Origin of the sequence: Pseudomonas sp. R45(2017) (assembly GCF_002112305.1) — a bacterium.
Lineage (GTDB): Bacteria > Pseudomonadota > Gammaproteobacteria > Pseudomonadales > Pseudomonadaceae > Aquipseudomonas > Aquipseudomonas paraglycinae.
In genome coordinates this window covers 20,992-45,804 of the sequence record NZ_NEHH01000014.1, presented here as the reverse complement: position 1 = coordinate 45,804, position 24,813 = coordinate 20,992, and the positions used below count along the sequence as shown (strand labels likewise).

Below are 24,813 nucleotides of genomic sequence, written 5' to 3'. Positions count from 1 at the left end.
ATAAATCCGCAAAAACAAAAACCGGGGCACTTGGCCCCGGCTTCCATCGACGAGACGCTTAAACGCGTTCGAAGACGGTGGAGATGCCTTGGCCGAGGCCAATGCACATGGTGGCCACCCCGAAGGTGCCGCCATTCTGCTTCATCACGTTCAGCAAAGTGCCGGAAATACGGGCACCGGAGCAACCGAACGGGTGACCCAGGGCGATCGCGCCGCCGTGCAGGTTAACCTTCTCATTCATCTTGTCGAGCACTTTCAGGTCTTTCAGCACTGGCAGGGCCTGTGCGGCGAACGCTTCATTGAGCTCGAAGAAGTCGATATCGTTGATACCCAGGCCGGCACGTTTCAGTGCTTTCTGAGTAGCCGGTACCGGACCATAGCCCATGATGGCCGGGTCCACACCCGCTACCGCCATCGAGCGAATCACGGCCAGAGGCTGGATGCCCAGGTCTTGCGCACGCTGTGCCGACATCACGATCATGCACGAAGCACCATCGGTGATCTGCGACGAAGTACCGGCCGTTACGGTGCCGCCCTTTGGATTGAACGCCGGCTTCAGAGCCGCCAGACTTTCCAGGGTGGTTTCCGGACGAATGGTTTCGTCGTAGTCGAAGGTTTTCAGGAAACCGTTCTCGTCGTAACCCTGCATCGGGATGATTTCGTCCTTGAACTTGCCTTCCACAGTCGCCTTGTGGGCCAACTGGTGGGAACGCACGCCAAAGGCGTCCTGCTGTTCGCGAGTGATGCCGTGCATTTTGCCCAGCATTTCAGCGGTCAGGCCCATCATGCCCGAGGCTTTCGCCGCGTACAGGGACATGTGCGGGTTCGGATCGACACCGTGCATCATGCTTACGTGACCCATATGCTCGACGCCGCCAACCACGAACACGTCACCGTTACCGGTCATGATCGCTTGCGCAGCAGTGTGCAGCGCGCTCATCGACGAGCCGCACAGACGGCTGACGGTCTGGCCGGCCGAGGTGTGAGGGATCTGGGTCATCAGCGACGCCATGCGCGCGATGTTCCAGCCTTGCTCCAGGGTCTGGTTGACGCAGCCCCAGATCACGTCCTCGACTTCGGCAGGATCGACCTTGGTGTTGCGTTCCAGCAGTTTGCTGATCAGGTGCGCCGACATGTCTTCGGCGCGGGTGTTGCGGTGCATGCCGCCCTTGGAGCGGCCCATCGGAGTACGACCGAAGTCGACAATCACGACGTCTCTAGGATTCAAGCTCATAAGTTCACTCTCACTCTAGTTGGGGGCGCTTAACCGAAGAAGCTCTGGCCGTTCTTGGCCATTTCGCGCAGCTTCGCGGTCGGGTGGTACAGCGCGCCCAAATCAGCGTACTGGTCGGCCAGGGCAACGAACTCGGCAACACCGATCGAGTCGATGTAGCGCAGCGCACCGCCACGGAATGGAGGGAAACCAATACCGTAGACCAGACCCATGTCGGCTTCGGCGGCGGTTTCGACGATGCCGTCTTCCAGGCAACGCACGGTTTCCAGGCACAGCGGGATCATCATCCAGTTGATGATGTCTTCGTCAGTGACTTCGCGCTGCTCGTAGATGATCGGCTTGAGCACTTCCAGTACCGACGGATCGGCGACTTTCTTCTGCTTGCCTTTCTTGTCGGCCTCGTAGGCGTAGAAGCCCTTGCCGTTCTTCTGACCCAGACGCTTGGCTTCGTAAAGCACGTCGATGGCCGAACGACGGTCGTCCTTCATCCGGTCCGGGAAGCCTTCAGCCATTACGTCGCGACCGTGGTGGCCGGTGTCGATGCCGACCACGTCCATCAGGTACGCCGGGCCCATCGGCCAGCCGAATTTTTCCATGATCTTGTCGATACGGACGAAGTCCACACCGGCGCTGACCAGTTTGGCGAAGCCGCCGAAGTACGGGAACAGTACGCGGTTGACCAGGAAGCCCGGGCAGTCGTTGACGACGATCGGGTTCTTGCCCATTTTCTTGGCGTAGGCAACGGTGGTGGCGATGGCCAGCTCGCTGGACTTCTCGCCACGGATCACTTCCACCAGCGGCATCATGTGCACCGGGTTGAAGAAGTGCATGCCGACAAAGTTTTCCGGACGCTTGAGGGCCTTGGCCAGCAGGCTGATGGAAATGGTCGAGGTGTTGGACGCGAGGATGGTGTCCTCTTTGACCTTGTCTTCGACTTCCGCCAGAACGGCTTGCTTGACTTTCGGGTTCTCGACCACGGCCTCAACGACCAGGTCGACGTGACCGAAATCGCCGTAGGACAGCGTAGGACGAATGCCGTTGAGCACTTCAGCCATTTTCGCGGCGGTCATGCGGCCTTTATCAACGCGACCGACCAGCAGCTTGGCGGCTTCAGCCAGACCTTGCTCGATGCCGTGCTCGTTGATGTCCTTCATCAGGATCGGCGTACCTTTGGAAGCCGACTGATAGGCGATACCGCCACCCATGATGCCGGCGCCCAGTACGGCAGCCTGCTTCACGTCTTTGGCGATTTCGTCATAGGCCTTGGCCTTTTTCTTCAGTTCCTGATCGTTCAGGAACAGACCGATCAAGCTCTGCGCGGCAGAGGTCTTGGCCAGTTTCACGAAACCTGCGGCTTCGACTTCCAGCGCCTTGTCACGACCGAAGTTCGCGGCTTTCTGGATGGTCTTGATCGCTTCAACCGGGGCCGGGTAGTTCGGGCCGGCCTGGCCAGCCACGAAACCTTTGGCGGTTTCGAAAGCCATCATTTGTTCAATGGCGTTCAGCTTGAGCTTTTCCAGCTTAGGCTGGCGCTTGGCCTTGTAGTCGAACTCGCCGGAGACGGCGCGCTTGATCAGCTCAAGGGCGGCATCCTGCAGTTTTTCAGGGGCAACCACGGCATCGACGGCGCCGACTTTCAGCGCGTCTTCAGGACGGTTTTCCTTGCCGGCGGCGATCCACTCGATGGCGTTGTCGGCACCGATCAGGCGCGGCAGACGCACGGTACCGCCGAAGCCCGGGTAGATGCCCAGTTTGACTTCCGGCAGACCGATCTTGGCCTTGGTCGACATGACGCGGTAGTCCGCTGCCAGGCACATTTCCAGACCGCCGCCCAGGGCGATGCCGTTGATCGCGGCGACGGTCGGAACGTTGAGGTCTTCGAAATCGCTGAAGATCTTGTTGGCTTCGAGATTGCCAGCAACCAGCTCGGCATCCGGCAGCTTGAAGTTGTCGACAAATTCGGTGATGTCGGCGCCGACGATGAATACGTCCTTGCCACTGCTGACGATCACGCCCTTGATCGAAGCATCTGCCTTGATGGTGTCTACGGCCTGACGCAGTTCGTTCAGGGTAAGACGGTTGAACTTGTTGACGGACTCACCCTTGAGGTCGAATTTCAATTCGACGATGCCACTTTCAAGAGCTTTAACCGTGATGGCTTTACCTTCGTAAATCATCAACTGATCTCCACGATATGGAAGCTGAACAGTACACGTCGGACGCAGGCAAATGGCTCGGCAGGACGTTTTTTCGTCGATGCTGACACTCATCCACCCGGCACACCCGCCAACGCGATAGTCGGGATTCTGTAGGAGCAGTCTGCAATACAAACGCTCAATTCATACGCCCGTTTGATTTGGGTACGCCACCTTCACGGAATTTCCGACAATTGTCAATCGCCCTAAATACGGGTTGAAATTCGACTTTGCGGTCATTTCTGTAGGACGCAGCCCGGCCACACACGCTTGCATGTGAGGGCATTCATAAGATTAATAGTTAGAAAAGTCGCCCTAATTCGCCGCAAGCCTTGTTTAACAGGCTACGCTGGCTGGACTACGAAGGAAAACAGGCGCAGATTTGCTGACCGGATGACGTCGGTTCAACGCCAAAAAGAATTTCCGGCCTGCCTGGCCAACCCCGCCCGATGAATCATGTCGGGCTTTTTATTGCGCGTCTGCCGGACGTTTCGCACCGTTGCAGCGCGAAAAGTCCGCAAGTCATGCCAGCGCTTTCAGCGTGGCATCAATATCCAGCAAAACCGACGCATCGCCCTTCTCGCCCCAATAGAGGGCGATCATCTGCTTGTCCGCCTCGACTTTGAAAACGTTGCCCGGCAATTTCTCGAAATGATTCAGCAGCAGTGGATCCTCACAAACTTCCTGCCACTGATTCACCCAAACCCCCGGGGATTTCTGCCAATACGTCCAGCACGCCGGCTGCTTGCCACGGCGTGGCCGATGGTATTGCGCGCACGGGTTTGGCGGCTCCTGAGACATCCAGTGCGGCCACTCCTGAGGCGCCAGCTGCATGGCCAGACCGATGCGCCGGGCCTCGGTGCGCAAGGCTATCCGGCCACTCTGTGCACGTGACGGACGCAACCACGCCAGCGGACTCAACACCACCAGCAGGATTGACACCACCAGCCAGACCGTCATATCTCTACTCCCGTTTTGTCATGAGCCCATTGCGTCACTTTGGAACCAATGCGCTTGAAACCAGCCATACTTAACAATATTGATCCCTCACGAGGAGCACCTCATGCCCTACCACCATATCCTGGTCGCCGTAGATCTGACCGAAGAGTGCGACCCTGTGATCCACCGCGCCCGAGAGCTGTCGGTGAGCAATGGCGCCAAGCTGTCGCTGGTGCATATCGTCGAACCGATGGCCATGGCCTTCGGCGGTGACGTACCGATGGATCTGTCACAACTGCAACAACAGCAATTCGATCAGGCCAAGGAACGCCTTGAACGCCTGAAGCACAAGTACACCGAGCTCGAAGGCGCCAACTGCCACCTGACCTACGGCCAGCCGCGTCAGGAAATCCACCATTTCGCCAAGGAACAGCAATGCGACCTGATCGTGGTCGGCAGCCATGGCCGGCATGGTCTGGCGCTGTTGCTGGGCTCGACCGCCAACGACGTGCTGCACGGCGCACCTTGCGATGTGCTGGCGGTGCATCTGGTCAAGCGCTGATCCCAGGCACTTGTGAAAAGCTAAAAAAGCCCGACGCCCATCACTGGACGCCGGGCTTTTTCATGCCTTGAAACAATCAGGCGTCCAGCTCGGCCCAACGCTCCACCAGTGCATCCAGCTCGGCCTGCAACTGCTCCAGAGAAGCGATCACCTTGGCCGTCTCGGCCGGCGGACGCTGATAGAAGCCGGCCTCGGCCATTTCAGCCTCGACAGCAGCAATCTGCTGTTCTTTAGCGTCGATGTCGCCCGGCAGCGCTTCCAGCTCGCGCTGAAGCTTGTAGCTCAACTTCTTCTTCGCAGCCGGGGCCGCAGCAACCGGCGCAGCGACCGGAGCCGGTTCGGCAGTGACCACCGCCGAATTCAGGTCGGCCTTGCCGGATTTGCTTTCGGTCACGCCCAGCAGTCGCGGCGAACCGCCCTGACGGATCCAGTCCTGATAGCCACCGACGTATTCGCGAACCTTGCCTTCACCTTCGAATACCAGGGTGCTGGTCACCACGTTGTCGAGGAATGCCCGGTCGTGGCTGACCATCAGCACAGTGCCGTTGAAGGTCAGCAGCACTTCTTCGAGCAGCTCGAGGGTTTCCACATCGAGGTCGTTGGTGGGTTCGTCGAGTACCAGCAGGTTCGCCGGCTTGCTGAACAATTTGGCCAGCAACAGACGCGCACGCTCGCCACCGGACAACGCCTTCACCGGCGTGCGGGCACGCTGCGGGCTGAACAGGAAGTCGCCGAGGTAGCTCAGCACGTGGCGGCTCTGGCCGTCGATATCGATGAAGTCGCGACCTTCGGCGACGTTGTCGATCACGGTCTTTTCCAGATCCAGCTGATGGCGCAACTGGTCGAAGTAGGCCACATCGATCTTGGTGCCCTCTTCCACTTTGCCGCTGGTCGGTTGCAGACCGCTGAGCATCAGTTTCAGCAGGGTGGTCTTGCCGGTACCATTGGCGCCGAGCAGACCGATCCGGTCGCCACGCTGCAGCACCATGGAGAAATCACGGATCAGGAACGGACCGCCAGGATGCGCGAAGCTCACGTTATCCAGCACCATCACCTGCTTGCCGGACTTCTCCGCTGTTTCCAGCTGGATGTTGGCCTTGCCGGTGCGCTCGCGACGCTCGCTGCGCTCCACGCGCAATGCTTTCAGCGCACGTACGCGGCCTTCGTTACGGGTGCGACGGGCCTTGATGCCCTGGCGAATCCACACTTCTTCCTGGGCCAGACGCTTGTCGAACAGCGCGTTGGCGGTTTCTTCGGCGGCCAGTGCGGCTTCTTTATGGACGAGGAAACTGGCGTAGTCGCCGTTCCAGTCGATCAGGCCACCGCGATCCAGTTCGAGGATGCGGGTGGCGAGGTTTTGCAGGAAGGAACGGTCGTGCGTGATGAACAGCACGGCGCCCTGGAAATCCTTCAGCGCTTCTTCAAGCCAGGCAATCGCACCGATGTCCAGGTGGTTGGTCGGCTCGTCGAGCAGCAGCAGATCCGGCTCGGACACCAGCGCCTGCGCCAGCAGCACACGACGACGCCAGCCGCCGGACAGTTCGGCGAGGGTCTTGTCGGCCGGCAGTTGCAGGCGGCTCAGGGTGCTGTCGACCAGAGTCTGCAAGCGCCAGCCATCGCGGGCTTCGAGGTCGTGCTGGACGTGCATCAGCTTGTCCAGATCGGCGTCGGTGACGATGTTCTGGCTCAGGTGATGGTATTCGGCGAGCAAGGCGCCAACGCCATCGAGGCCTTCGGCAACCACGTCGAACACAGTCCGCTCGTCGGCCACCGGCAATTCTTGCGGCAATTCACCGATTTTCAGACCGGGGGCACGCCACACCGAGCCGTCATCAGGCTTCTGGTCGCCCTTGACCAGTTTCATCATGCTGGATTTGCCAGTGCCGTTGCGGCCGATGATGCACACCCGCTCACCACGGGCGATCTGCCAGGACACCTTGTCCAACAACGGCATCGCGCCGAATGCAAGGGACACATCGCTGAATTTGAGCAGGGTCATGAGCTTCTCCAAAAACCGGGCGCGCATTCTACCTGAATCGGGGCCCGAGCAGGCCGGCAATTTCGCCGCTGACGCACTCTGCACAACAATTGTTGCGAACTTGTGCTGCAAGGCCGGCAAAGCTTTCGCCCCCTGCTGGCAAAAGGCTAAGCTACAGACAATTCAGTGCGGGTTTTGGGCCGGCACTTGTCATGATTTCTCTGCCCGGATGTCTCATGCGCAGTCGCCTCTTCAGTGTTTTGTCATGTTTGCTGCTTTCCGCCGCTGCCGTTCAATCCGCCCAGGCGGTGGACCTGTCCACCCAACGCCAGTATTACGATGAAGCCAAGCGCGCCCTGGCCAAGGGCGACACCGGCCCGTATTTCCGTTACAGCCAGGCCCTCGCCGATTATCCGCTGGAACCATACCTGGCTTACGACGAGCTGACCGCCCGGCTGAAAACCGCGAGCAACGCGGAGATCGAAAAATTCCTCGCCGAACACGGTGACCTGCCCCAGGCCAACTGGATGAAGTTGCGTTGGCTGCGCTGGCTGGCCGATCGCGGCGACTGGGCGACGTTCGTCAAGTATTACGACCCCAAGCTGAATTTCACCGAACTCGACTGCCTGAACGCGCAGTACCAGATCAGCCACAACAAGAAGGCCGAGGGCTACGCCAATGCCGAGAAGCTTTGGCTGACCGGCAAATCCCAGCCCGCCGCCTGCGATGCGCTGTTCGGCATGTGGGCCGCCGAAGGTCAGTTGACCGAACAGAAACGCTGGGAACGCGCCAAACTCGCCGCCCAGCACCGCAACTACCCACTGGCCAACAGCTTGGTCAACGGCCTGACCACCCTCGCCCCGCGCGGCCGCCTGCTGGTGGACGTGGCGCAGAAACCGGAACTGCTCAATCAGCCTTCGCGGTTCACGCCGGCCGATGAACCGATGTCGGACGTGGTCAGCCTCGGCCTGCGCCGCCTCGCGCGTCAAGACCCGGACAAGGCCATGGCCCTGCTCGACGGTTATGCCAGCAGCATGCATTTCTCCCGCGATGAAAAAGTCGCGATCGCCCGGGAAATCGGCCTGACCCTCGCCCGCCGCTTCGACAGCCGCGCGCTGGACGTGATGACCAAATACGATCCGGAACTGCGCGACAACACCGTGTCCGAATGGCGCCTGCGACTGCTGCTGCGCCTGGCGCGTTGGGACGACGCCTATCAACTGACTCGCCGTCTGCCGCAGGATCTGGCCACCACCAACCGCTGGCGCTACTGGCAGGCCCGCAGTCTGGAACTGGCACAACCGCAAAACCCGGAAGCGCAGACGCTGTACAAAAATCTGTCGCGGGAACGGGATTTCTACGGTTTCCTCGCCGCTGACCGCTCACAATCGCCGTACTCGCTGAACAACAAGCCGCTGGTGCTCAGTCAGGCGCTGATCAACAAGGTGCGCAACACCCCAGGCGTGCGTCGTGCGCTGGAGTTCCACGCCCGTGGGCAGATCGTCGACGGCCGCCGCGAGTGGTATCACGTCAGCCGGCATTTCAGCCGCGACGAAATGGTTGCCCAGGCGAAACTGGCCTACGACCTGAAATGGTATTTCCCGGCCATCCGCACCATCAGTCAGGCGCAGTACTGGGATGATCTGGACATCCGCTTCCCGATGGCCCACCGCGACACTCTGGTGCGCGAAGCCAAGGTGCGCGGCCTGCATTCGAGCTGGGTGTTCGCCATCACCCGTCAGGAAAGTGCATTCATGGACGACGCCCGCTCCAGCGTCGGCGCCAGCGGCCTGATGCAACTGATGCCCGGCACCGCCAAGGAAACCGCGCGCAAGTTCAGCATTCCATTGGCCTCGCCACAGCAGGTGCTCGATCCGGATAAAAACATCCAGCTCGGCGCCGCTTACCTCAGCCAGGTGCACAGCCAGTTCAACGGTAACCGCGTGCTCGCCTCCGCCGCCTACAACGCCGGCCCCGGCCGCGTGCGCCAGTGGCTGCGTGGCGCCGACCACCTGAGCTTCGACGTGTGGGTGGAAAGCATCCCGTTCGACGAAACCCGCCAGTACGTGCAGAACGTGCTGTCCTACTCGGTGATCTACGGCCAGAAACTCAATTCGCCGCAACCGCTGGTGGATTGGCATGAGCGGTATTTCGACGATCAGTGATCGGGGCGTGTTTCGCCGATAGATCGACGTAAACAAAAATGCCCGCATCGAGAGATGCGGGCATTTTTTATGGCGCTCTACTGGGTCGGTTACATGGTCGGCTACTTAGTCGGTTACATGGTCGGTCGAAGCCTGATGACCATCACTGAACTGCAACGCCGCCAACCGCGCATACAACGGATTACTCGCAATCAGCTCCTGATGCGTGCCGATCGCAACCAGTTTGCCCTGATCCATCACCGCGATCCGGTCGGCGTTTTTCACCGTGGCCAAGCGGTGGGCAATGACCAGTGTGGTGCGGTTTTGCATCAGGCTCGGCAGCGCTTGCTGGATCAGGTGTTCGCTCTGGGCGTCGAGGGCGCTGGTGGCTTCGTCAAGCAAGAGGATCGGTGCATCCACCAACAGCGCCCGGGCGATGGCCAGGCGCTGGCGTTGGCCGCCTGACAGGCCGAGGCCGCCGTCGCCCAGGTGGGTCTGGTAACCGTCGGGCATCTGTTCGATGAAGTCGTGGGCGTGGGCAATTTTCGCAGCTTCCCGCACCTGCTCCAGCGTGGCGGTCGGGCAGCCATAACGGATGTTTTCTTCGACACTGCCGAAGAACAGCGCCGGAGTTTGCGAGACCAGCGCGAAGCAACGACGTAGGTCCAGCGGATCAAGGCTCGTCAGCGGCACGCCATCGATCAGGATCCGTCCTTCCCGGGGATCGTAGAAACGCAGCAGCAAATCATACACCGTGGACTTGCCCGCGCCGGACGGCCCTACGAGCGCGAGGGTTTCGCCGGCGTTGATCGTCAGACTCAAGCCATCGACGGCGAGGCTTTCGGGACGCGAAGGGTAGGAAAAACGCACTTCCTGCAGTTCCAGCTCGCCTTTGACCCGTTCCGGCAGCGTCACTAGTCCGGTGGTCGGGGGCTGGATGATGTTCTCCGAACGCAGCAGTTCGGCGATGCGCTCGGCAGCGCCGGCTGCTCGCTGCAATTCACCGATGACCTCACTCAACGTGCCAAACGCACTGCCGACGATCAGGCTGTAGAACACGAACGCCGCCAGTTCACCCGCAGAAATCCGCCCCGCAATTACGTCCATGCCGCCGACCCACAACATCACCGCGACGGCGCCGAGCACCAGCACGATCACCAGGGTGATCAGCCAGGCCCGCTGGAAAATCCGTTTGCGCGCGGTTTCGAACGCCTGCTCGACAGTACTGGCGAAACGCTCTTCATCCTGCACCTGATGGTTGTAGGCCTGTACGGTCTTGATCTGGCCAAGAGTCTCCGAAACATAGCTGCCAATGTCAGCGATCCGGTCCTGACTCAGCCGGGAGAGGTTACGCACGCGGCGGCCGAAAATCAGGATCGGCGCAATTACCAGCGGTAGTGCGATCACCACGATGCTGGTGAGCTTGGGGTTGGTGATGAACAGCAGCACCACCCCGCCGATGACCATCAGCAAATTGCGCAGGAACAGCGACAGCGACGAGCCGATCACCGATTGCAGCAGCGTGGTGTCAGCGGTCAGCCGCGACTGGATTTCCGAGCTGCGGTTGTCCTCGTAAAACCCGGGATGCAGGTACACCAGATGGTTGAATACCTGTCGACGGATGTCCGCCACCACGCGCTCACCGATCCACGACACCAGATAAAACCGCGCAAACGTGCCGACCGCCAGGCCGAATACCAAAAGCATGAACAGGCCTATGGATTGATTGAGCAGGTGCGGCGACTGGGTCATGAAGCCTTGATCGACCAGCAACTTGATGCCCTGCCCCATCGACAGGGTAATGCCGGCCGTGACGATCAGCGCGAGCAGTGCGCCGAAGGCCGGCCAGCGATAAGGAGCAAGGAAATGACTGGTCAGGCGCAAGGCCCGGCGGTGGCGCGAGGAAAGCATCGGGATCATTCAGATTCACGTCGTGTGCTGATGGATAGGGCCAGCCTACAGACTCAAATGGGGTGGAACTCTGTAAATCACAATGAGTCAGGTTAAATATGACCGGTCCGACTACTCCCTAGATGCTATTGGTCTAAGGTCCGGGTTGAGACAGACGGTCATTTCTGTTTGAGTGGAGATGCCGTTCCGGACCGACCGCAGGGAGTTGTCACAGCCTGGTCACCTGACGGTTTTAATCTAGGCACACAACCTGATGAGGAGACAGGCCATGTCCTTGCAAAACAGCAGCGATGACAGAATTGAAGTGATCCGCACCAAGCCCGGCCAACCTCTGGGTTGCTCGATCATCGATAAGGATGGGCGCGAAGTGCCAATCACTGAAGACATGATCCAGGACGCCTGCCGCGAACTGGAGAAGCGATTGGTCAAGCCTGCCGAACAAGAGTGATATCGCCACCGTCTTCCTGACCCGGCCCCTGCAGGCCGGGTTTTTTCTGCCCGCTGTTTATACGGCCACAGCGCCCAACGCGGTCACGATCTGGCGCAAGGCCGGCGAATCACCGTCGATCCGCACTTTCAAACCTTCGATCTCGCGTCGCGACGGATACTGTTTGCGCAGCAAATCAAACGCGGCACGTTGCTCACCGACGCTGCCCAGCAGCGTGCGACGGAAATCCGCGTCGTCCCGGCGCGGGTCGTACACGCCACGGCACAACATCGCCAGCGCCCAGGCCGGATCGCTGTCGGCATGCAGGGAAACTTCCGACAACCATGGTGCCGGCAGCAGATCACCGAGCTGAATGCTGGCGGGCTCACCGATAAATTCGCAGTACGCCTGATAGATCTGCGCGGTGCCGCGCTGTTTGCCGTCGAGGCTGTAACCGGCAATGTGCGGCGTTGCCAGCACGCAGAGTTCGGCCAGCGCGACATCGACTTGCGGCTCGGCCTCCCAGACATCGAGCACCGCTTGCAAGTCTTCACGCTCCAGCAGCACTTCGCGCAACGCGTTGTTATCCACCACCGGACCGCGAGCCGCGTTGATCAGCCAGGCGCCGGGCTTGAGCTGCTGCAAACGCTGCTCGTCGAACAAATGCCAGGTCGCGCCGTCGCCGCTGCGGGTCAGCGGGGTGTGCAGGCTGATCACGTCGCACTGCGCGATGACGTGCTCCAGGCTGACATAGTCGCCGCCCTCGGCCGCCTGACGCGGCGGGTCACAGACTTTCACGTTCCAGCCCAGGCCTTTGAGCACCTTGATCAGGCGACCGCCGACCTCACCGGCGCCGATCACACCGTAAGTGCGCTCACGCAAATCGACACCTTCGATTTCAGCCAGGGTCATCAGACTGCCGAGTACGTAATCAACCACGCCCCGGGCATTGCAGCCGGGCGCGCTGGACCAGGTGATCCCGGCCTCATTGAAGTAATCGAGATCCAGATGATCGGTGCCGATGGTGCAGGTGCCGACAAAACGCACCTTGCTGCCTTCAAGCAGTGCGCGGTTGACGTTGGTCACCGAGCGCACCAGCAATACATCGGCCTGTTCGACCGTGGCCCGGTCGATGGAACGGCCCGGTACTCGGCGAATCTCACCGAAACCGGCAAAAAAGGCATCGAGCAGCGGGATATTTTCGTCGGCAACAATCAGCATGGCGGGGCTCCTTGGGCGGATCGGCAGTGTAGGCGCTGGGACTGCGATGAGCCAGCAGGCTGTTCTTTCTTGATCGGTCGAAGGCGATTACAAATCCGCAACAGAGGATTTTTCCTGACCACAACGTCAGCGGCGTAGAATGCCCGGCCTTGCGCATCAACCCCTGTGGACGCTTTGCCTGTGAATTCCGTGACCGACCGCCCCGCTGCCGTTTCCCTCAACCGCCCTGCCCGGGTTCGCCTGGAGCTGAAGAATCTGCTCGGCCTGGCCCTGCCGATCATGATCGCGCAACTGGCGACCACCGCCATGGGCTTCGTCGATGCGGTGATGGCCGGGCGCGTCGGGCCGAAGGATCTCGCGGCTGTGGCGCTGGGCAACTCGATCTGGGTGCCGGTGTTCCTGCTGATGACCGGCACCCTGTTGGCCACCACGCCGAAAGTCGCTCAGCGCTTCGGCGCCGGCACTCACAGCGAAATCGGCCCGATCGTGCGTCAGGCCCTGTGGCTGGCTCTGGTAGTCGGACTGATGGCGACCACCATGCTGTTCAGCGCCGAACCGATCCTGCACCTGATGAAAGTCGATCCGGAACTGATCGGCCCGTGCATGCAATACCTGCACGGCATCGCCAGCGGCCTGCCAGCGGTGGCCTTCTACCATGTGCTGCGCTGCACCAGTGACGGCCTCGGTCGTACCCGCCCGGCGATGGTGCTGGGTCTGTGCGGTCTGGCGCTGAACATTCCGCTGAACTACGTGTTCATTTATGGTCACTTCGGCGTGCCGGCCATGGGCGGCGTCGGCTGCGGCTGGGCTACAGCCATCGTGATGTGGGTGATGGCACTGGGTCTGGCCGGTTACGAGCGCTGGGCGCCGGCCTACAAGTCGAGCGAACTGTTCAGCCGTTTCGACTGGCCGCAATGGGCGGTGATCAAGCGTTTGCTGGCCATCGGTCTGCCGATCGGCATCGCGGTGTTTGCCGAGTCGAGCATTTTCGCGGTGATCGCGCTGCTGATCGGCAGCCTCGGCGCCACCGTGGTGGCCGGGCACCAGATCGCGCTGAACGTCAGCTCGCTGGTGTTCATGATTCCGTATTCGCTGGGCATGGCCGTGACCGTGCGCGTCGGCCAGGCTCTGGGCCGTGAAGAACCCCGTGAAGCACGTTTCGCCGCAGGTGTCGGCATGGGCACCGCGCTGGCCTACGCCTGCCTGTCGGCGAGCATGATGCTGCTGATGCGCGAACACATTGCGGCGATCTACACGTCGGATCCGATGGTGATTCACATCGCGGCGATGCTGATCGTGTATTCGGCGCTGTTCCAGTTTTCCGACGCGATTCAGGTTACTGCCGCCGGTGCGTTGCGCGGATATCAGGACACTCGCGTGACGATGATCCTGACCCTGTTCGCCTATTGGGGCATCGGCCTGCCGGTAGGTTACGCCCTCGGCCTGACCGACTGGCTCGGCGAGCCACGCGGCCCGAGCGGCTTGTGGGAAGGCCTGATCGTCGGCCTGAGCTGCGCGGCGCTGATGCTGTCGATCCGCCTGACGCGCAGTGCACGCAAACGCATTCGCATCAGCCGTTCGATGGGCTGACCGGCCATAAAAAAAGACCTGCACATGCAGGTCTTTTTTTTGCCTTCCGATCAACCGGACTTCTTGCGAATCCAGTACAGATAGGTCCCGGCTTCTTCGTGCTGCCCCACCAGTTCATGGTCGAGAAACACGCAGAACTTGGGGATGTCGCGACGGGTCGACGGGTCGGTGGCGATCACCTTGAGCAGGCCGCCGGGCACCAGGTCACGGATGTGCTGGTGCAGCATCATCACCGGCTCCGGGCAGTTGAGGCCCGTAGCGTCGAGGGTGCCGTCGACCGGCGTATTGATCATTTCACTCATGATTCACTCCTGAAACTGGCCGGCATTGTCGCCCAATGCCGGGTGTTCGGTCACCTGTCGCGCGCTCAGCGGGCTTTGGCTTTCTTCACGTCATGGCGGCGTAAATGGCAGGTCACTTCCTCGCGGTCGTGGTAAAGCTGCTTGCAGCCGATGTCGACCTTGATCCCGCGGGCCTTGAAACCGTCGGCGATGCGTTCGAGCAGGCGCTTCACTTCGGCGTAACGCTGCTTCATCGGCAACTTGAGGTTGACCACCGCTTCCCGGCAATGCCCCTCGCCGATCCACTCTTCGAGCATCGCGGCATTGCGCGCCGGCTTCTCGACGATGTCGCAGACCATCCAGTCCACCGGTTGCTTAGGTTTGAAGGTAAAACCGTCGGCCATCAAGTGCTGCACCAGACCGGTGTCCATCAGGCTTTCGGCCATCGGGCCGTTGTCGATGGCGGTCACCAGCATGCCGCGATTGACCAGTTGCCAGGTCCAGCCGCCCGGCGCCGCGCCGAGGTCGACGCCGGTCATGTCGCTGTGCAGGCGATCTTCCCACTGATCGCGCGGGATGAAGTGGTGCCAGGCCTCTTCCAGCTTCAGGGTCGAACGGCTCGGCGCCTCACGAGGGAACTTCAGACGCGGAATGCCCATCGGCCACATCGCCGAGTTACCGGCATCGGCCAGACCTAGAAACACTTCACGGCCGCTCTTGAAGGTCAGCAGCAGACGCGGCTTGCTGGCGTCCTCCACCAGTTTGCCGGCGCCGGTCAGGGCCTTGCGCAGCGGGCCTTCGAACTTCTTGCAGAAGTTCGACAGCTCCTTGCCATCGTTGGTGTCGACGACTTCCAGCCACAGGCTGCCACAGACCGGGAATTCCGCCATGTGCGCGAGGATCACGCTGATGCGGTCGGTTTCCGGCAGATCGATGAAAAAACCGCGCGCCCACTGGCGCGGGAAGATCAGCTCGGCGAAACGCTGACCGCGCATCAGGCGTTCGGCGCCGTCTTCTTCGGTGCAGACAAACTCGGCGCAAGCGGTGGCTGGTTTGGCCTTGGCGTAGCCGGCCACGTTCAGTCGGGCGGCGAGGTCGGAAATCTCCGAGCAGACTTCGCCTTCGAAGCCTGGCCGGCAATGCATGAATAGGGTGTTCATTCTTACTCCTGGGCAGAGGGCGATCATTCATCCCCTGCGCGATGCCCAGACCTGCGTTGAAGCAAAGCCTGTCACGAAAACCGGCGCATGATAGCCCATGTCGGAACCTTGGACTTGCCCATAGAGTCCAGTTATTAGCCAGCTACTGAAAACAGGGCTACGTTGATAGCTCTGCCCGTCCCCTCAGTCCGTAGCCGTGCGGACTCAAAGGAGTGATCGTAATGCCGTCCCTCGATAGTCTGAATTCACTGAAAACCCTGAAAGTCGATGACAAGACTTACCACTATTTCAGCCTGCCGGATGCCGCCAAGACCCTGGGCGATCTCGACAGGTTGCCGATGTCGCTGAAAGTCCTGCTGGAAAACCTGCTGCGCTGGGAGGATGAAAAAACCGTCACCGGCGCCGACCTCAAGGCCATTGCCGCGTGGCTCAAGGAGCGCCGCTCCGATCGCGAAATCCAGTACCGCCCTGCCCGCGTGCTGATGCAGGACTTTACCGGCGTTCCCGCCGTGGTCGATCTGGCCGCGATGCGCGCCGCTATGGCCAAGGCCGGCGGTGATCCGCAACGAATCAACCCGCTGTCGCCGGTGGATCTGGTGATCGACCACTCGGTGATGGTCGACAAATTCGCCAGTGCCAGCGCCTTCGAACAGAACGTCGACATCGAAATGCAGCGCAACGGCGAACGCTACGCCTTCCTGCGCTGGGGCCAGAGTGCGTTCGACAATTTCAGCGTGGTGCCGCCGGGCACCGGGATCTGCCACCAGGTCAACCTCGAATACCTCGGCCGCACCGTATGGACCAAGGACGAAGACGGCCGCACTTATGCCTTCCCCGACACGCTGGTCGGCACCGACTCTCACACCACCATGATCAACGGCCTCGGCGTACTCGGTTGGGGCGTCGGCGGGATCGAGGCGGAAGCGGCGATGCTCGGGCAACCGGTGTCGATGCTGATTCCCGAAGTGATCGGCTTCAAACTCACCGGCAAGCTCAAGGAAGGCATCACCGCCACCGACCTGGTGCTGACCGTGACCCAGATGCTGCGCAAGAAAGGCGTGGTCGGCAAATTCGTCGAGTTCTATGGCGACGGCCTCGCCGACCTGCCGCTCGCCGACCGCGCAACCATCGCGAACATGGCTCCGGAATATGGCGCGACCTGCGGATTCTTCCCGGTCGATGACGTGACCCTCGACTACCTGCGCCTGTCCGGCCGTCCGCCTGAAGTGGTGAAACTGGTCGAGGCCTACACCAAGGCTCAGGGCCTGTGGCGCCTGCCCGGTCAGGAACCGGTGTTCACCGATAGCCTGGCGCTGGACATGGGCAGCGTCGAAGCCAGCCTCGCCGGGCCTAAACGTCCGCAAGACCGTGTCTCGCTGCCGAATGTCGGCCAGGCGTTCAGTGACTTCCTCGACTTGCAATTCAAACCTACCAGCAAGGAAGAAGGACGCCTGGAAAGCGAAGGCGGCGGTGGCGTGGCGGTGGGCAATGCCGATCTGGTCGGCGAAACGGACTACGAGTACGACGGCCACACCTATCGCCTGAAAAACGGCGCCGTGGTGATTGCCGCGATCACCTCCTGCACCAACACCTCCAACCCCAGCGTGATGATGGCCGCCGGCCTGCTGGCGAAAAAAGCCGTGGAAAAGGGCCTGACCCGCAAGCCGTGGGTGAAGAGTTCGCTGGCACCGGGGTCGAAAGTGGTCACCGATTACTACAAGGCCGCCGGGCTGACGCAGTACCTCGACCAGCTCGGGTTTTCACTGGTGGGTTACGGCTGCACCACTTGCATCGGCAACTCCGGACCGCTGCCGGAACCGATCGAAAAAGCCATCCAGAAAGCCGACCTGACCGTGGCATCGGTGCTGTCCGGCAACCGCAACTTTGAAGGCCGGGTGCATCCGCTGGTGAAAACCAACTGGCTGGCGTCACCGCCGCTGGTGGTCGCCTACGCCCTGGCCGGCACTGTGCGCACCGATATCAGCAGCGAACCGCTGGGTAACGACCAGCAAGGTAACCCGGTGTACCTGCGTGACATCTGGCCGAGCAGCAAGGAAATCGCCGACGCGGTGAATCAGGTCAACACCGCAATGTTCCACAAGGAATACGCCGAAGTGTTCGCCGGTGACGAACAGTGGCAAGCCATCGAAGTGCCGCAAGCCGCGACCTACGTCTGGCAGGCGGATTCGACTTACATCCAGCACCCGCCGTTCTTCGACGACATTGCCGGGCCATTGCCGGTGATCGCCGATGTGAAAGGTGCGCGAGTGCTGGCGCTGTTGGGCGATTCGGTGACCACCGACCACATCTCCCCCGCCGGCAACATCAAGGCAGACAGCCCGGCCGGGCGTTACCTGCGCGAACAAGGCGTCGAGCCACGGGACTTCAACTCCTACGGTTCGCGCCGGGGCAACCACGAAGTGATGATGCGCGGCACCTTCGCCAACATCCGTATCCGCAACGAAATGCTCGGCGGCGAAGAAGGTGGCAACACGATCTACATTCCGACCGGCGAGAAACTGGCGATCTACGACGCGGCCATGCGTTATCAGGCCTCAGGCACGCCGCTGGTGGTGATTGCCGGGCAAGAATACGGCACCGGTTCCAGCCGCGACTGGGCGGCCAAGGGCACCAATCTGCTGGGGGTGAAAGCGGTGATCGCCGAAAGCTTCGAGCGGATTCACCGTTCCAACCTGGTGGGCATGGGCGTGCTGCCGTTGCAGTTCAAGCTGGATCAGAACCGCAAAAGCCTGAACCTTACCGGCAAGGAAACCCTGGATATTCAGGGGCTGAGCGGTGTCGAGTTGACGCCACGGATGAACCTGACCCTGGTTATCACCCGTGAAGACGGGCGTCAGGAGAAAATCGAAGTGCTGTGTCGCATCGACACCCTGAACGAGGTGGAGTACTTCAAGTCCGGCGGGATCCTGCATTACGTGTTGCGCCAGTTGATCGCCTCGTAAAACCTGCAGATGCAGAAACACCGCCAATTGGCGGTGTTTCTGTTTGGGCACGGCACTTTCCTGTGGACGAAAAAAAACCCGCCGAAGCGGGTTTTTCCCAAGACCATTATCGACTCCCTGTCGGCAGCGATCCTTGCTAATGGTCGATCATCCGTGATCCTGAAACACTCCCTGTGCTTCAGTTGATGAGGCTAGATTACGCTGTGGATCCAATCGGCAATAGTCGAAATAGCTACCATCGCGTGTAAGACATTCGCTATAGCGGGCCTTCCGAAAACCCTTAGACGTGTCAGGCATCGAGCGCAGAAGCCGCCAGCTGCGCGACTTTCAGCTGCCCTTTTGCCGCAGTTTGCTCGTCATCCTCCAGAAACCATGCGGCAGACAGTCCGGCGAACGCCAGTACCCATTGCAGCAGGCGTTTTCGCTCGATTCCCGCTGCTTCGCAGATCACGTCGACTTGTCTCCGAAAGCGCTCGGGGTCGGTGGCGGTGGGCAATTCCGGGTTGCAGATCAGGTTGGCATAGTCATAACCGCGCTCGCCCTGCACCCGCTTGGGGTCGATGGCCAGCCAGCCCCGTGGGCCGAAATCGAGGACGTTGTCGTGGTGCATGTCGCCGTGCAACACCACCACATCCTGCGGTTCGGCAAGCAAGGCCTGGGCGGTTTGCAGGCAATCGGCATATGGGCCGCCGTATCGGGCTGCGGCCACTCGTAATGAAGCGAACCAAGGCGTCAGTTCCACTAACGGCGGTGGCGGCGTTGGTCGCGGTGCGTGTAGGCGCGCCAGCGCTCGGCACATGATCCGCGTGGACTCGTCGTCCTCGCCGTTGAGCGCCATGTGCATCAGCGAGCGCTGGCCCATCGCCCGCTCCAGCAACAGGCCTTCGTCGTGATGGGCGAGCACCCGGGCGGCGCCGTCGCCGTCCCACCAGGTCATCAGCAGGTTGCCGTATTTTTCTTCGTCGTCCACCGCGACTTTCAGCATCGCCGGAGTATCGTCCTGACGCACCGGCAACAGGCGGCTGCCCGGGGTGATGATCGGCTCGCCGTCCGGCGCCAGCGCCCAGCGTTCCAGCCACGGCGTGAACAGGTCGGGATCAGCCACCTTCACGCTCGCGGGCCCGGTCACTCTCCGCGAGGAAGTGCTCAAGTCGACTCAACTGTTCCTCCCAGCCCCGACTGTCCATGTAGTACGCCTCTTTCTGACGCACGTCGGGAATGTGTGCAAAACCTGACTCGGAGACTTTCAGCAGCGTGCCGTTCTCGTAGTCCTGCAGTTCGAATCTGACCAGGGTGGTCGGTTCCTGCGAGTAGTCGATTTTCGGATTTACCGCATAGGGATGCCAGCGGAAGGAGAAAAGTTGCTGCGGCTCGACCCGCTCCACCAGCACGTTCCAGAGCACATGTTCATAACCGGGGTATGTGACCTGCCCCTGCGTCCATTCGCCGGCGATAAACCGCCGGCCCTCCAGCGCAACGCCGAACCACTGGCCGAACGCTTCGGCATCGACCAGGGCGCGCCAGACATGGGAGCGCGGCGACCTGAGCATGATTTTACGTTCAAAGCTGTTGGGTACTGGTTTCATACGTCACCTCCTGTTTTGAACAGTAGGCTTGTATGACCACATGTCCAATCCGAAGTTGTATCAATCCGGTGCAACGGTCAGGTCTGATTGAAATATCCGGCAGTATTTTGCGGCGCCGGTTCGTCAGAATGCGCACGGATCAGCGCTGCGAAACTGATAACGTTCGCAGCGAACTGAACGACACAAGGACGTCATCATGCAGCCTTCTCTCCCCGAACGTTACCGTGGCGCCCTCCTCGGCCTGGCCTGCGGCGATGCCGTGGGAACCACCGTCGAATTCCAGCCGCGCGGCAGCTTCCAGCCCCTGACCGACATGGTCGGTGGCGGGCCGTTTCGCCTGAAGCCCGGCCAATGGACCGACGACACCTCGATGGCGTTGTGCCTGGCGGAAAGTCTGCTGAACAAAAACGGCTTCGATGCCGCTGACCAGATGGGCCGCTATCTGAACTGGTGGCAATGGGGCTATCTGAGTTCGACCGGCGAATGTTTTGATATTGGCATGACCGTGAGTCAGGCGCTGGATCGCTATCAACACACCGGAGAGGCGTTTGCCGGCTACACCGATCCCTACAGCGCCGGGAACGGCTCGTTGATGCGACTGGTGCCCGTGGTGCTGTTTTATTTCCCCGATGCCCGGAAAACCTGGCGATTCGCCGCCGACAGTTCACGCACCACGCACGCGGCGCCCGAGGCCATCGAATGTTGCCAGCTGTTTGCCGAACTGCTTGGCAAGGCCCTGGAAGGCGCATCGAAAGCGCAACTGCGCACCCTGCCGCAAACAGCCTTCAGTCAGCCCAAGGTGGCGGCGATTGCCCGGGGCGAGTACCTGCACAAAACCGAGCGCGACATTCGCGGCAGTGGTTACTGCGTCGAATCGCTGGAAGCGGCGTTATGGTGCTTCCAGCACACCGACAGCTTTGCCGCGGCCGTCCTGCAAGCGGCGAATCTGGGCGATGACGCGGACACCACGGCTGCCATCGTCGGCCAGTTGGCCGGCGCCCATTACGGCGTGCAGGGAATCCCGTTTGGATGGCTGGAAAAACTGCATGACGGAGAGGAAATTGCCGCGACTGCCGAACGGTTGCTCAACGCATCGAGACAGCACAAATCCTGATGGCGCCACGAAGTCGCTAAACTGCCCGGCACGTTCATTCACCAAAGCGAGATGACTCATGTCCCCACGCCTGCTTCTGGCCTTGACACCCTTTCTTTTCACTTCTGTTGCTCACGCTGCCGTGGACTGCGCCAGTGCCAGCGATCAGGCGACGATGAATCAGTGCGCTGCGCAGGAAAACAAGGCGGCGGACAGGGAGTTGAACACGGTTTATCAGCAGATTACCGCCCGGTTGAAGGACAACCCTGATGGCAAAAAACTGCTGGTGAGCGCGCAACGGGCGTGGATCGGCTTTCGCGATGCCGAGTGCAAGTTTTCGGCATCCGGCGTGGCAGGCGGGAGTGTTTATCCGTTGATCTACAACAATTGCATCGCCTCGGTGACAAAAACGCGAACCGAGGCGCTCAAACAGTATTTGAAATGCGAAGAAGGTGACATGAGCTGCCCAGTGCCCGGGGCCTGATTTTCGGGGCGGTTTAGAGAGCCCCTTCGCGAGCAAGCCCGCTCCCACATTTGAACCGCATTTCAAATGTGGGAGCGGGCTTGCTCGCGAAGGCGTCATCCCTGACGCCGCTAATTACCGAACAAAAATCTGCGCCGTGGTAATCGCCATATCCCCACCCGGCAATTTGATGCTGCCGGTCTGTTTCATGGTCTCGGCGTCAAAGATCGCCACGTCGTTGAACGTCCCGGCGAGGTAAATCTTGCTCCCGTCCTTGTTGAACGAAATGCAGTAGTAGGAATGGTCCAGTGTCGCCGCCTGTATCAGCTTTTTCTGCTTGATATCGTACTTGGCCAGACGATTGAGCACGCCGAACATCAGGTTCGGATCCTTGGGCGAGCGCATACCGCTGAAGTAGATCTCGGTCAGCGGGCCGAAATCGGTGGTTTCGGTCTTGCCGGTTTTCAGATCGACGCTGAACAAGCCGTACAGGTATTCAGCGGTGGCCGGGTCCTGCTTCTTGTCCTTGAACCTGGCGGCGGTGTACAGCAGCGAGAAATCGTGGCGGTAAGTCTGCTGGTTCCACACGTAAAGCACGTCCGGCGCGCTGTAGTTCGGGCGTTTCCAGTGACGGCTGGGGATCAGCACGTCGAACTTGCCGCTCTTCACATCGACCTTGTACACATCAGCGCCAGCCACATAGAGCGTGCCGTCATCGCCACTCTGCATGATCGTCAACTGCCGTGGCGCCGGGAAGCTGCGCACCGGTTTGGCGTCCATCCCGGCGTCGGTGGCGTAGACATCCAGACGCGGCTGTTTGACCTCGTAGCGATCATTGAGCATCTGGGTCGGGTTGGCGATGGTGTACAGCTCCTTGCCGTCATGACTGACGGTGAAAGCAAACATCGAGCGCGCCTTTTCCCCCGGCTGCTGGGTGATGCTGGCGTGGAACACCTGCTTGCAGTTGTCCAGTTCGACACCGTAAACATCGGCATAATGGTTGTTCAACACGTACGCGGTCTTGCGATCCGGCGACAGCTGCACGGTGCCGGGGCCAAAGGCGTCAGGCATCTTGCAGGTCTTGTACAGGCTGTCGGTCGCCAGGTCGATGACGTGCAGGTTGTTCGGATAGTTAGTGGTCAACATGTACTCGTGACCGTCTTGCAGCGCGGTGTTCTCATCGGCCAGAACCGGGAGCGAACAGGCGCTCAGAACCGCGAGTGCGGCAAGGCCGCAGGCTTTGTTGAGGCTAGGCATGCTGGAATCCTTCTTCTTAGCGATCACTTGTCTTTCGGGAAGACAGTGCCGAGGTTGCGCCAGTTGTCGTTGGACGCCTGGGCATCCTTGTTCCAGTCCGGGTAGGTGCTCATCATGTCCGGCACCTGAGCCGGCCACCAGCACGGATCGGAGCAGCCGTAGAGGTCAGCCTCCATCGGCTGGCACAGCGACGACACCCCGCCGAACGCATCGATTTCCCAACCCGGGTCGGTGGTCGAGGCACAGCCGGCGACGGAGCTCATCGCCACCACTTCTTCGATGCGGTTCTCGTCCGCGGCCTGATCCAGCTTCAACGCTTTGTTATTGATTGCCTTGAGATGTTTCATATCAGTGAGCCTTGCGCGGAGTGATGTAGCTGCTGATGAACGCAGGGTTGTTGGCCATGATCCGGGTGTAGACCTCAATGCCGAAGTCGACCCAGTCACGCATCAGTTCGCAGTAGTGATAAGTCGGGTGCGCCGGATCGCCGTAGCGGGCATAACTCTCGTGGTAGCAGCCGCCGGAGCACAGGTTGCGGATCTGACAGTCATGGCAACCGGTGTTGGTGCGATCCAGGCGCTGGGACAGGAAGTCGTTCAACTCAACCTGCTTAACGCCGCTGTGGACGTTGCCAAAGGTCGGCAGCGACGAGCCGGTGAAGCGATGGCACAGGTTGAGTTCGCCCTTGTGATCGACCGCCAGCATCTTCAATCCGGCACCGCACGGCAGGGCTTTTTTGTGGCCTTCGTGGATATCGGTGATCAACTGATGCAGGTTGGAAAAACCAATGTTGCGGTGCTCCAGCGCAGCCTCCAGATAACGCCGACCGAGGCGTTTCATGCTGGCAAAGACTTCGATCAATTCGTCAGTGGTCAGGTTGAAGCTGCTGATATCGCCGGAGGTCACCGGAGCAAATCCGACCTCGGCAAACCCCAACTCGTTGAACAGGTGATCCCAAATGGTTTCAACGTCGGTGACGCCCGTGGTCAGGGTCACCCGCGCACCGACCGGACGGCTGTTGTAACGCGAAAGCAGCATTTCAGCCTTGCGCCGCACCACGTCATAGGTGCCCTGCCCGCCCACGGTGATGCGGTTGCGGTCGTGCACGGTTTTCGGTCCGTCGATGCTCACTGACAAGCCGAAGCGGTGGGCATTCAGGTAGTCCACGGTTTCTTCGGTGAGCAGCGTGGCATTGGTGGTCATCACGAACTCGACGAACTTGCCGGCCTCGGCAAACCGCTTTTCGCAGTAATCGACCATGTACTCGATCAGCTTGCGATTGCTCAGCGGCTCGCCGCCGAAAAACACCACGGTGAACCGCTCTTCGTCGGGGGACTCACGCAGCAACATTTCCACCGAGGCGATGGCGGTTTCGACGTCCATCTTCTTGCCGGCGGACGGCTTGTCGAGGTCTTCCTTGTAGCAGTAGGTGCAGCTCAGGTTGCAGCCGGTGTTGACGTTGAGCACCACGGTGTTGATCGCCGTGCGCTCGACACGTTTGACCGCGATGTCCGGCGTCAGCGGCGAGCCGTCGCTGACCAGTTCCAGCGAAATCAGCTCGCGCAGGGTCTCGTTGATTTCCTCGCCGTTGAACCGCGCGCCGAGGCGCTGGATCAGGTCTTCCGAGGAGCAACCGGGGCCGCGCAACGCATCGATGATAGTCCCGGTCAGTTCATCGCTGGCGAACAGCGAACTGCTGGGGATGTGGAACAGCATGCGGTCGGCGTCGACGTGCACTTCGTGCAGATTACGTTCGACCAGATTCAAGATAGCGCCCATTGCAAACCTCCTGTGCAAGCCCCGCTTGGG

General features: G+C 60.6%; 20 protein-coding genes. 7 read left to right on the top strand and 13 right to left on the bottom strand.

The genetic code is table 11. The features are described 5' to 3' along the window. Positions 1-58: 58 nt before the first annotated feature. The 3 genes from fadA to CAF74_RS26740 form a co-directional block, all read right to left on the bottom strand. Positions 59-1,234, bottom strand: a complete 1,176-nt coding sequence (gene fadA / locus CAF74_RS26755) for an acetyl-CoA C-acyltransferase FadA (RefSeq protein WP_007953060.1) — start codon at positions 1,232-1,234, stop codon at positions 59-61. Positions 1,235-1,263: 29 nt separating this feature from the next. Next, positions 1,264-3,411 carry a fatty acid oxidation complex subunit alpha FadB gene (gene fadB / locus CAF74_RS26750; RefSeq protein ID WP_085748341.1) on the bottom strand — a complete coding sequence of 716 codons (2,148 nt, stop codon included), beginning with the start codon at positions 3,409-3,411 and terminating at the stop codon, positions 1,264-1,266. 540 nt (positions 3,412-3,951) lie between these two features. Continuing rightward, positions 3,952-4,389 (bottom strand): hypothetical protein, encoded by a 438-nt coding sequence (locus tag CAF74_RS26740; RefSeq protein WP_085748340.1) that lies wholly within the window; start codon positions 4,387-4,389, stop codon positions 3,952-3,954. A gap of 103 nt (positions 4,390-4,492) precedes the next feature. On the opposite strand from CAF74_RS26740, the gene CAF74_RS26735 reads away from it, so the two are divergent. Beyond that, the gene (locus CAF74_RS26735) at positions 4,493-4,930 is read left to right on the top strand and encodes a universal stress protein (protein WP_011335197.1); all 438 of its coding nucleotides are present in this window, start codon (positions 4,493-4,495) and stop codon (positions 4,928-4,930) included. Positions 4,931-5,006: 76 nt separating this feature from the next. On the opposite strand, the gene CAF74_RS26730 is transcribed toward CAF74_RS26735, so the two are convergent. Beyond that, positions 5,007-6,929 carry an ATP-binding cassette domain-containing protein gene (locus CAF74_RS26730; RefSeq protein WP_011335198.1) on the bottom strand — a complete coding sequence of 641 codons (1,923 nt, stop codon included), beginning with the start codon at positions 6,927-6,929 and terminating at the stop codon, positions 5,007-5,009. A 215-nt stretch (positions 6,930-7,144) separates the two neighbouring features. On the opposite strand from CAF74_RS26730, the gene CAF74_RS26725 reads away from it, so the two are divergent. Further along, the gene (locus CAF74_RS26725) at positions 7,145-9,073 is read left to right on the top strand and encodes a transglycosylase SLT domain-containing protein (RefSeq protein ID WP_007953066.1); all 1,929 of its coding nucleotides are present in this window, start codon (positions 7,145-7,147) and stop codon (positions 9,071-9,073) included. A 105-nt stretch (positions 9,074-9,178) separates the two neighbouring features. Here the strand turns inward: CAF74_RS26725 and CAF74_RS26720 are convergent, their stop codons facing one another. Beyond that, positions 9,179-10,972 carry an ABC transporter transmembrane domain-containing protein gene (locus CAF74_RS26720; RefSeq protein WP_176240516.1) on the bottom strand — a complete coding sequence of 598 codons (1,794 nt, stop codon included), beginning with the start codon at positions 10,970-10,972 and terminating at the stop codon, positions 9,179-9,181. A 259-nt stretch (positions 10,973-11,231) separates the two neighbouring features. Between CAF74_RS26720 and CAF74_RS26715 the strand changes: the two genes are divergently transcribed. Continuing rightward, on the top strand, positions 11,232-11,411 hold the full coding sequence (locus tag CAF74_RS26715) for a PA1571 family protein (RefSeq protein ID WP_085748338.1): 180 nt from the start codon (positions 11,232-11,234) through the stop codon (positions 11,409-11,411). Positions 11,412-11,468: 57 nt separating this feature from the next. Here the strand turns inward: CAF74_RS26715 and pdxB are convergent, their stop codons facing one another. Beyond that, entirely contained in the window at positions 11,469-12,611 is a 1,143-nt protein-coding gene (gene pdxB / locus CAF74_RS26710) for a 4-phosphoerythronate dehydrogenase PdxB (protein WP_085748337.1), read from the bottom strand. A gap of 180 nt (positions 12,612-12,791) precedes the next feature. Between pdxB and CAF74_RS26705 the strand changes: the two genes are divergently transcribed. Continuing rightward, positions 12,792-14,201, top strand: coding sequence for an MATE family efflux transporter (locus CAF74_RS26705; protein WP_007953077.1), 1,410 nt, complete (start codon positions 12,792-12,794; stop codon positions 14,199-14,201). A 50-nt stretch (positions 14,202-14,251) separates the two neighbouring features. Here the strand turns inward: CAF74_RS26705 and tusA are convergent, their stop codons facing one another. Together tusA and rlmM are read right to left on the bottom strand one after the other, a co-directional pair. After that, on the bottom strand, positions 14,252-14,503 hold the full coding sequence (gene tusA, locus CAF74_RS26700; RefSeq protein WP_011335204.1) for a sulfurtransferase TusA: 252 nt from the start codon (positions 14,501-14,503) through the stop codon (positions 14,252-14,254). Between the two features lie 65 nt (positions 14,504-14,568). Beyond that, a complete protein-coding gene (gene rlmM / locus CAF74_RS26695; RefSeq protein ID WP_085748336.1) occupies positions 14,569-15,642 on the bottom strand; it encodes a 23S rRNA (cytidine(2498)-2'-O)-methyltransferase RlmM in 1,074 nt (357 codons plus the stop codon). Between the two features lie 221 nt (positions 15,643-15,863). Between rlmM and acnA the strand changes: the two genes are divergently transcribed. Further along, positions 15,864-18,605: an aconitate hydratase AcnA gene (acnA, locus tag CAF74_RS26690; RefSeq protein WP_085748335.1), complete on the top strand. Its 2,742-nt coding sequence runs from the start codon at positions 15,864-15,866 to the stop codon at positions 18,603-18,605. Between the two features lie 289 nt (positions 18,606-18,894). On the opposite strand, the gene CAF74_RS26685 is transcribed toward acnA, so the two are convergent. Then, complete coding sequence (locus CAF74_RS26685; RefSeq protein WP_085748365.1) at positions 18,895-19,710, bottom strand: aminoglycoside phosphotransferase family protein; 816 nt, start codon at positions 19,708-19,710, stop codon at positions 18,895-18,897. Next, positions 19,703-20,191, bottom strand: coding sequence for an SRPBCC family protein (locus CAF74_RS26680; protein ID WP_039772808.1), 489 nt, complete (start codon positions 20,189-20,191; stop codon positions 19,703-19,705). Before CAF74_RS26680 ends, CAF74_RS26685 begins: the two co-directional genes overlap by 8 nt. A gap of 196 nt (positions 20,192-20,387) precedes the next feature. Here CAF74_RS26680 and CAF74_RS26675 point away from each other — a divergent pair, with 196 nt between their 5' ends. Both CAF74_RS26675 and CAF74_RS26670 read left to right on the top strand, forming a co-directional pair. Further along, positions 20,388-21,305 carry an ADP-ribosylglycohydrolase family protein gene (locus CAF74_RS26675; protein ID WP_085748334.1) on the top strand — a complete coding sequence of 306 codons (918 nt, stop codon included), beginning with the start codon at positions 20,388-20,390 and terminating at the stop codon, positions 21,303-21,305. A 58-nt stretch (positions 21,306-21,363) separates the two neighbouring features. Further along, positions 21,364-21,768, top strand: coding sequence for a lysozyme inhibitor LprI family protein (locus CAF74_RS26670; RefSeq protein ID WP_085748333.1), 405 nt, complete (start codon positions 21,364-21,366; stop codon positions 21,766-21,768). A 114-nt stretch (positions 21,769-21,882) separates the two neighbouring features. Here the strand turns inward: CAF74_RS26670 and peaD are convergent, their stop codons facing one another. From peaD to peaB, 3 genes are read right to left on the bottom strand one after another with little or no spacing between them, the layout of a single operon-like run. Next, positions 21,883-23,004 (bottom strand): quinohemoprotein amine dehydrogenase subunit beta, encoded by a 1,122-nt coding sequence (peaD, locus tag CAF74_RS26665; protein ID WP_085748332.1) that lies wholly within the window; start codon positions 23,002-23,004, stop codon positions 21,883-21,885. 23 nt (positions 23,005-23,027) lie between these two features. Next, on the bottom strand, positions 23,028-23,351 hold the full coding sequence (qhpC, locus tag CAF74_RS26660; protein ID WP_008016081.1) for a quinohemoprotein amine dehydrogenase subunit gamma: 324 nt from the start codon (positions 23,349-23,351) through the stop codon (positions 23,028-23,030). A gap of 1 nt (position 23,352) precedes the next feature. Continuing rightward, positions 23,353-24,783, bottom strand: coding sequence for a quinohemoprotein amine dehydrogenase maturation protein (peaB, locus tag CAF74_RS26655; protein WP_085608195.1), 1,431 nt, complete (start codon positions 24,781-24,783; stop codon positions 23,353-23,355). Positions 24,784-24,813 lie beyond the last annotated feature (30 nt).

What these genes read in the sequence shown, in the direction of transcription:
- fadB (WP_085748341.1), bottom strand. Translation starts at nt 3,411, where the DNA reads ATGATTTACGAAGGTAAAGCCATCACGGTTAAAGCTCTTGAAAGTGGC.
- pdxB (WP_085748337.1), bottom strand. Translation starts at nt 12,611, where the DNA reads ATGCTGATTGTTGCCGACGAAAATATCCCGCTGCTCGATGCCTTTTTT.
- CAF74_RS26720 (WP_176240516.1), bottom strand. Translation starts at nt 10,972, where the DNA reads ATGATCCCGATGCTTTCCTCGCGCCACCGCCGGGCCTTGCGCCTGACC.
- CAF74_RS26715 (WP_085748338.1), top strand. Translation starts at nt 11,232, where the DNA reads ATGTCCTTGCAAAACAGCAGCGATGACAGAATTGAAGTGATCCGCACC.
- CAF74_RS26740 (WP_085748340.1), bottom strand. Translation starts at nt 4,389, where the DNA reads ATGACGGTCTGGCTGGTGGTGTCAATCCTGCTGGTGGTGTTGAGTCCG.
- tusA (WP_011335204.1), bottom strand. Translation starts at nt 14,503, where the DNA reads ATGAGTGAAATGATCAATACGCCGGTCGACGGCACCCTCGACGCTACG.
- CAF74_RS26670 (WP_085748333.1), top strand. Translation starts at nt 21,364, where the DNA reads ATGTCCCCACGCCTGCTTCTGGCCTTGACACCCTTTCTTTTCACTTCT.
- CAF74_RS26680 (WP_039772808.1), bottom strand. Translation starts at nt 20,191, where the DNA reads ATGAAACCAGTACCCAACAGCTTTGAACGTAAAATCATGCTCAGGTCG.
- qhpC (WP_008016081.1), bottom strand. Translation starts at nt 23,351, where the DNA reads ATGAAACATCTCAAGGCAATCAATAACAAAGCGTTGAAGCTGGATCAG.
- fadA (WP_007953060.1), bottom strand. Translation starts at nt 1,234, where the DNA reads ATGAGCTTGAATCCTAGAGACGTCGTGATTGTCGACTTCGGTCGTACT.
- peaB (WP_085608195.1), bottom strand. Translation starts at nt 24,783, where the DNA reads ATGGGCGCTATCTTGAATCTGGTCGAACGTAATCTGCACGAAGTGCAC.
- rlmM (WP_085748336.1), bottom strand. Translation starts at nt 15,642, where the DNA reads ATGAACACCCTATTCATGCATTGCCGGCCAGGCTTCGAAGGCGAAGTC.
- acnA (WP_085748335.1), top strand. Translation starts at nt 15,864, where the DNA reads ATGCCGTCCCTCGATAGTCTGAATTCACTGAAAACCCTGAAAGTCGAT.
- CAF74_RS26735 (WP_011335197.1), top strand. Translation starts at nt 4,493, where the DNA reads ATGCCCTACCACCATATCCTGGTCGCCGTAGATCTGACCGAAGAGTGC.
- CAF74_RS26725 (WP_007953066.1), top strand. Translation starts at nt 7,145, where the DNA reads ATGCGCAGTCGCCTCTTCAGTGTTTTGTCATGTTTGCTGCTTTCCGCC.
- peaD (WP_085748332.1), bottom strand. Translation starts at nt 23,004, where the DNA reads ATGCCTAGCCTCAACAAAGCCTGCGGCCTTGCCGCACTCGCGGTTCTG.
- CAF74_RS26730 (WP_011335198.1), bottom strand. Translation starts at nt 6,929, where the DNA reads ATGACCCTGCTCAAATTCAGCGATGTGTCCCTTGCATTCGGCGCGATG.
- CAF74_RS26675 (WP_085748334.1), top strand. Translation starts at nt 20,388, where the DNA reads ATGCAGCCTTCTCTCCCCGAACGTTACCGTGGCGCCCTCCTCGGCCTG.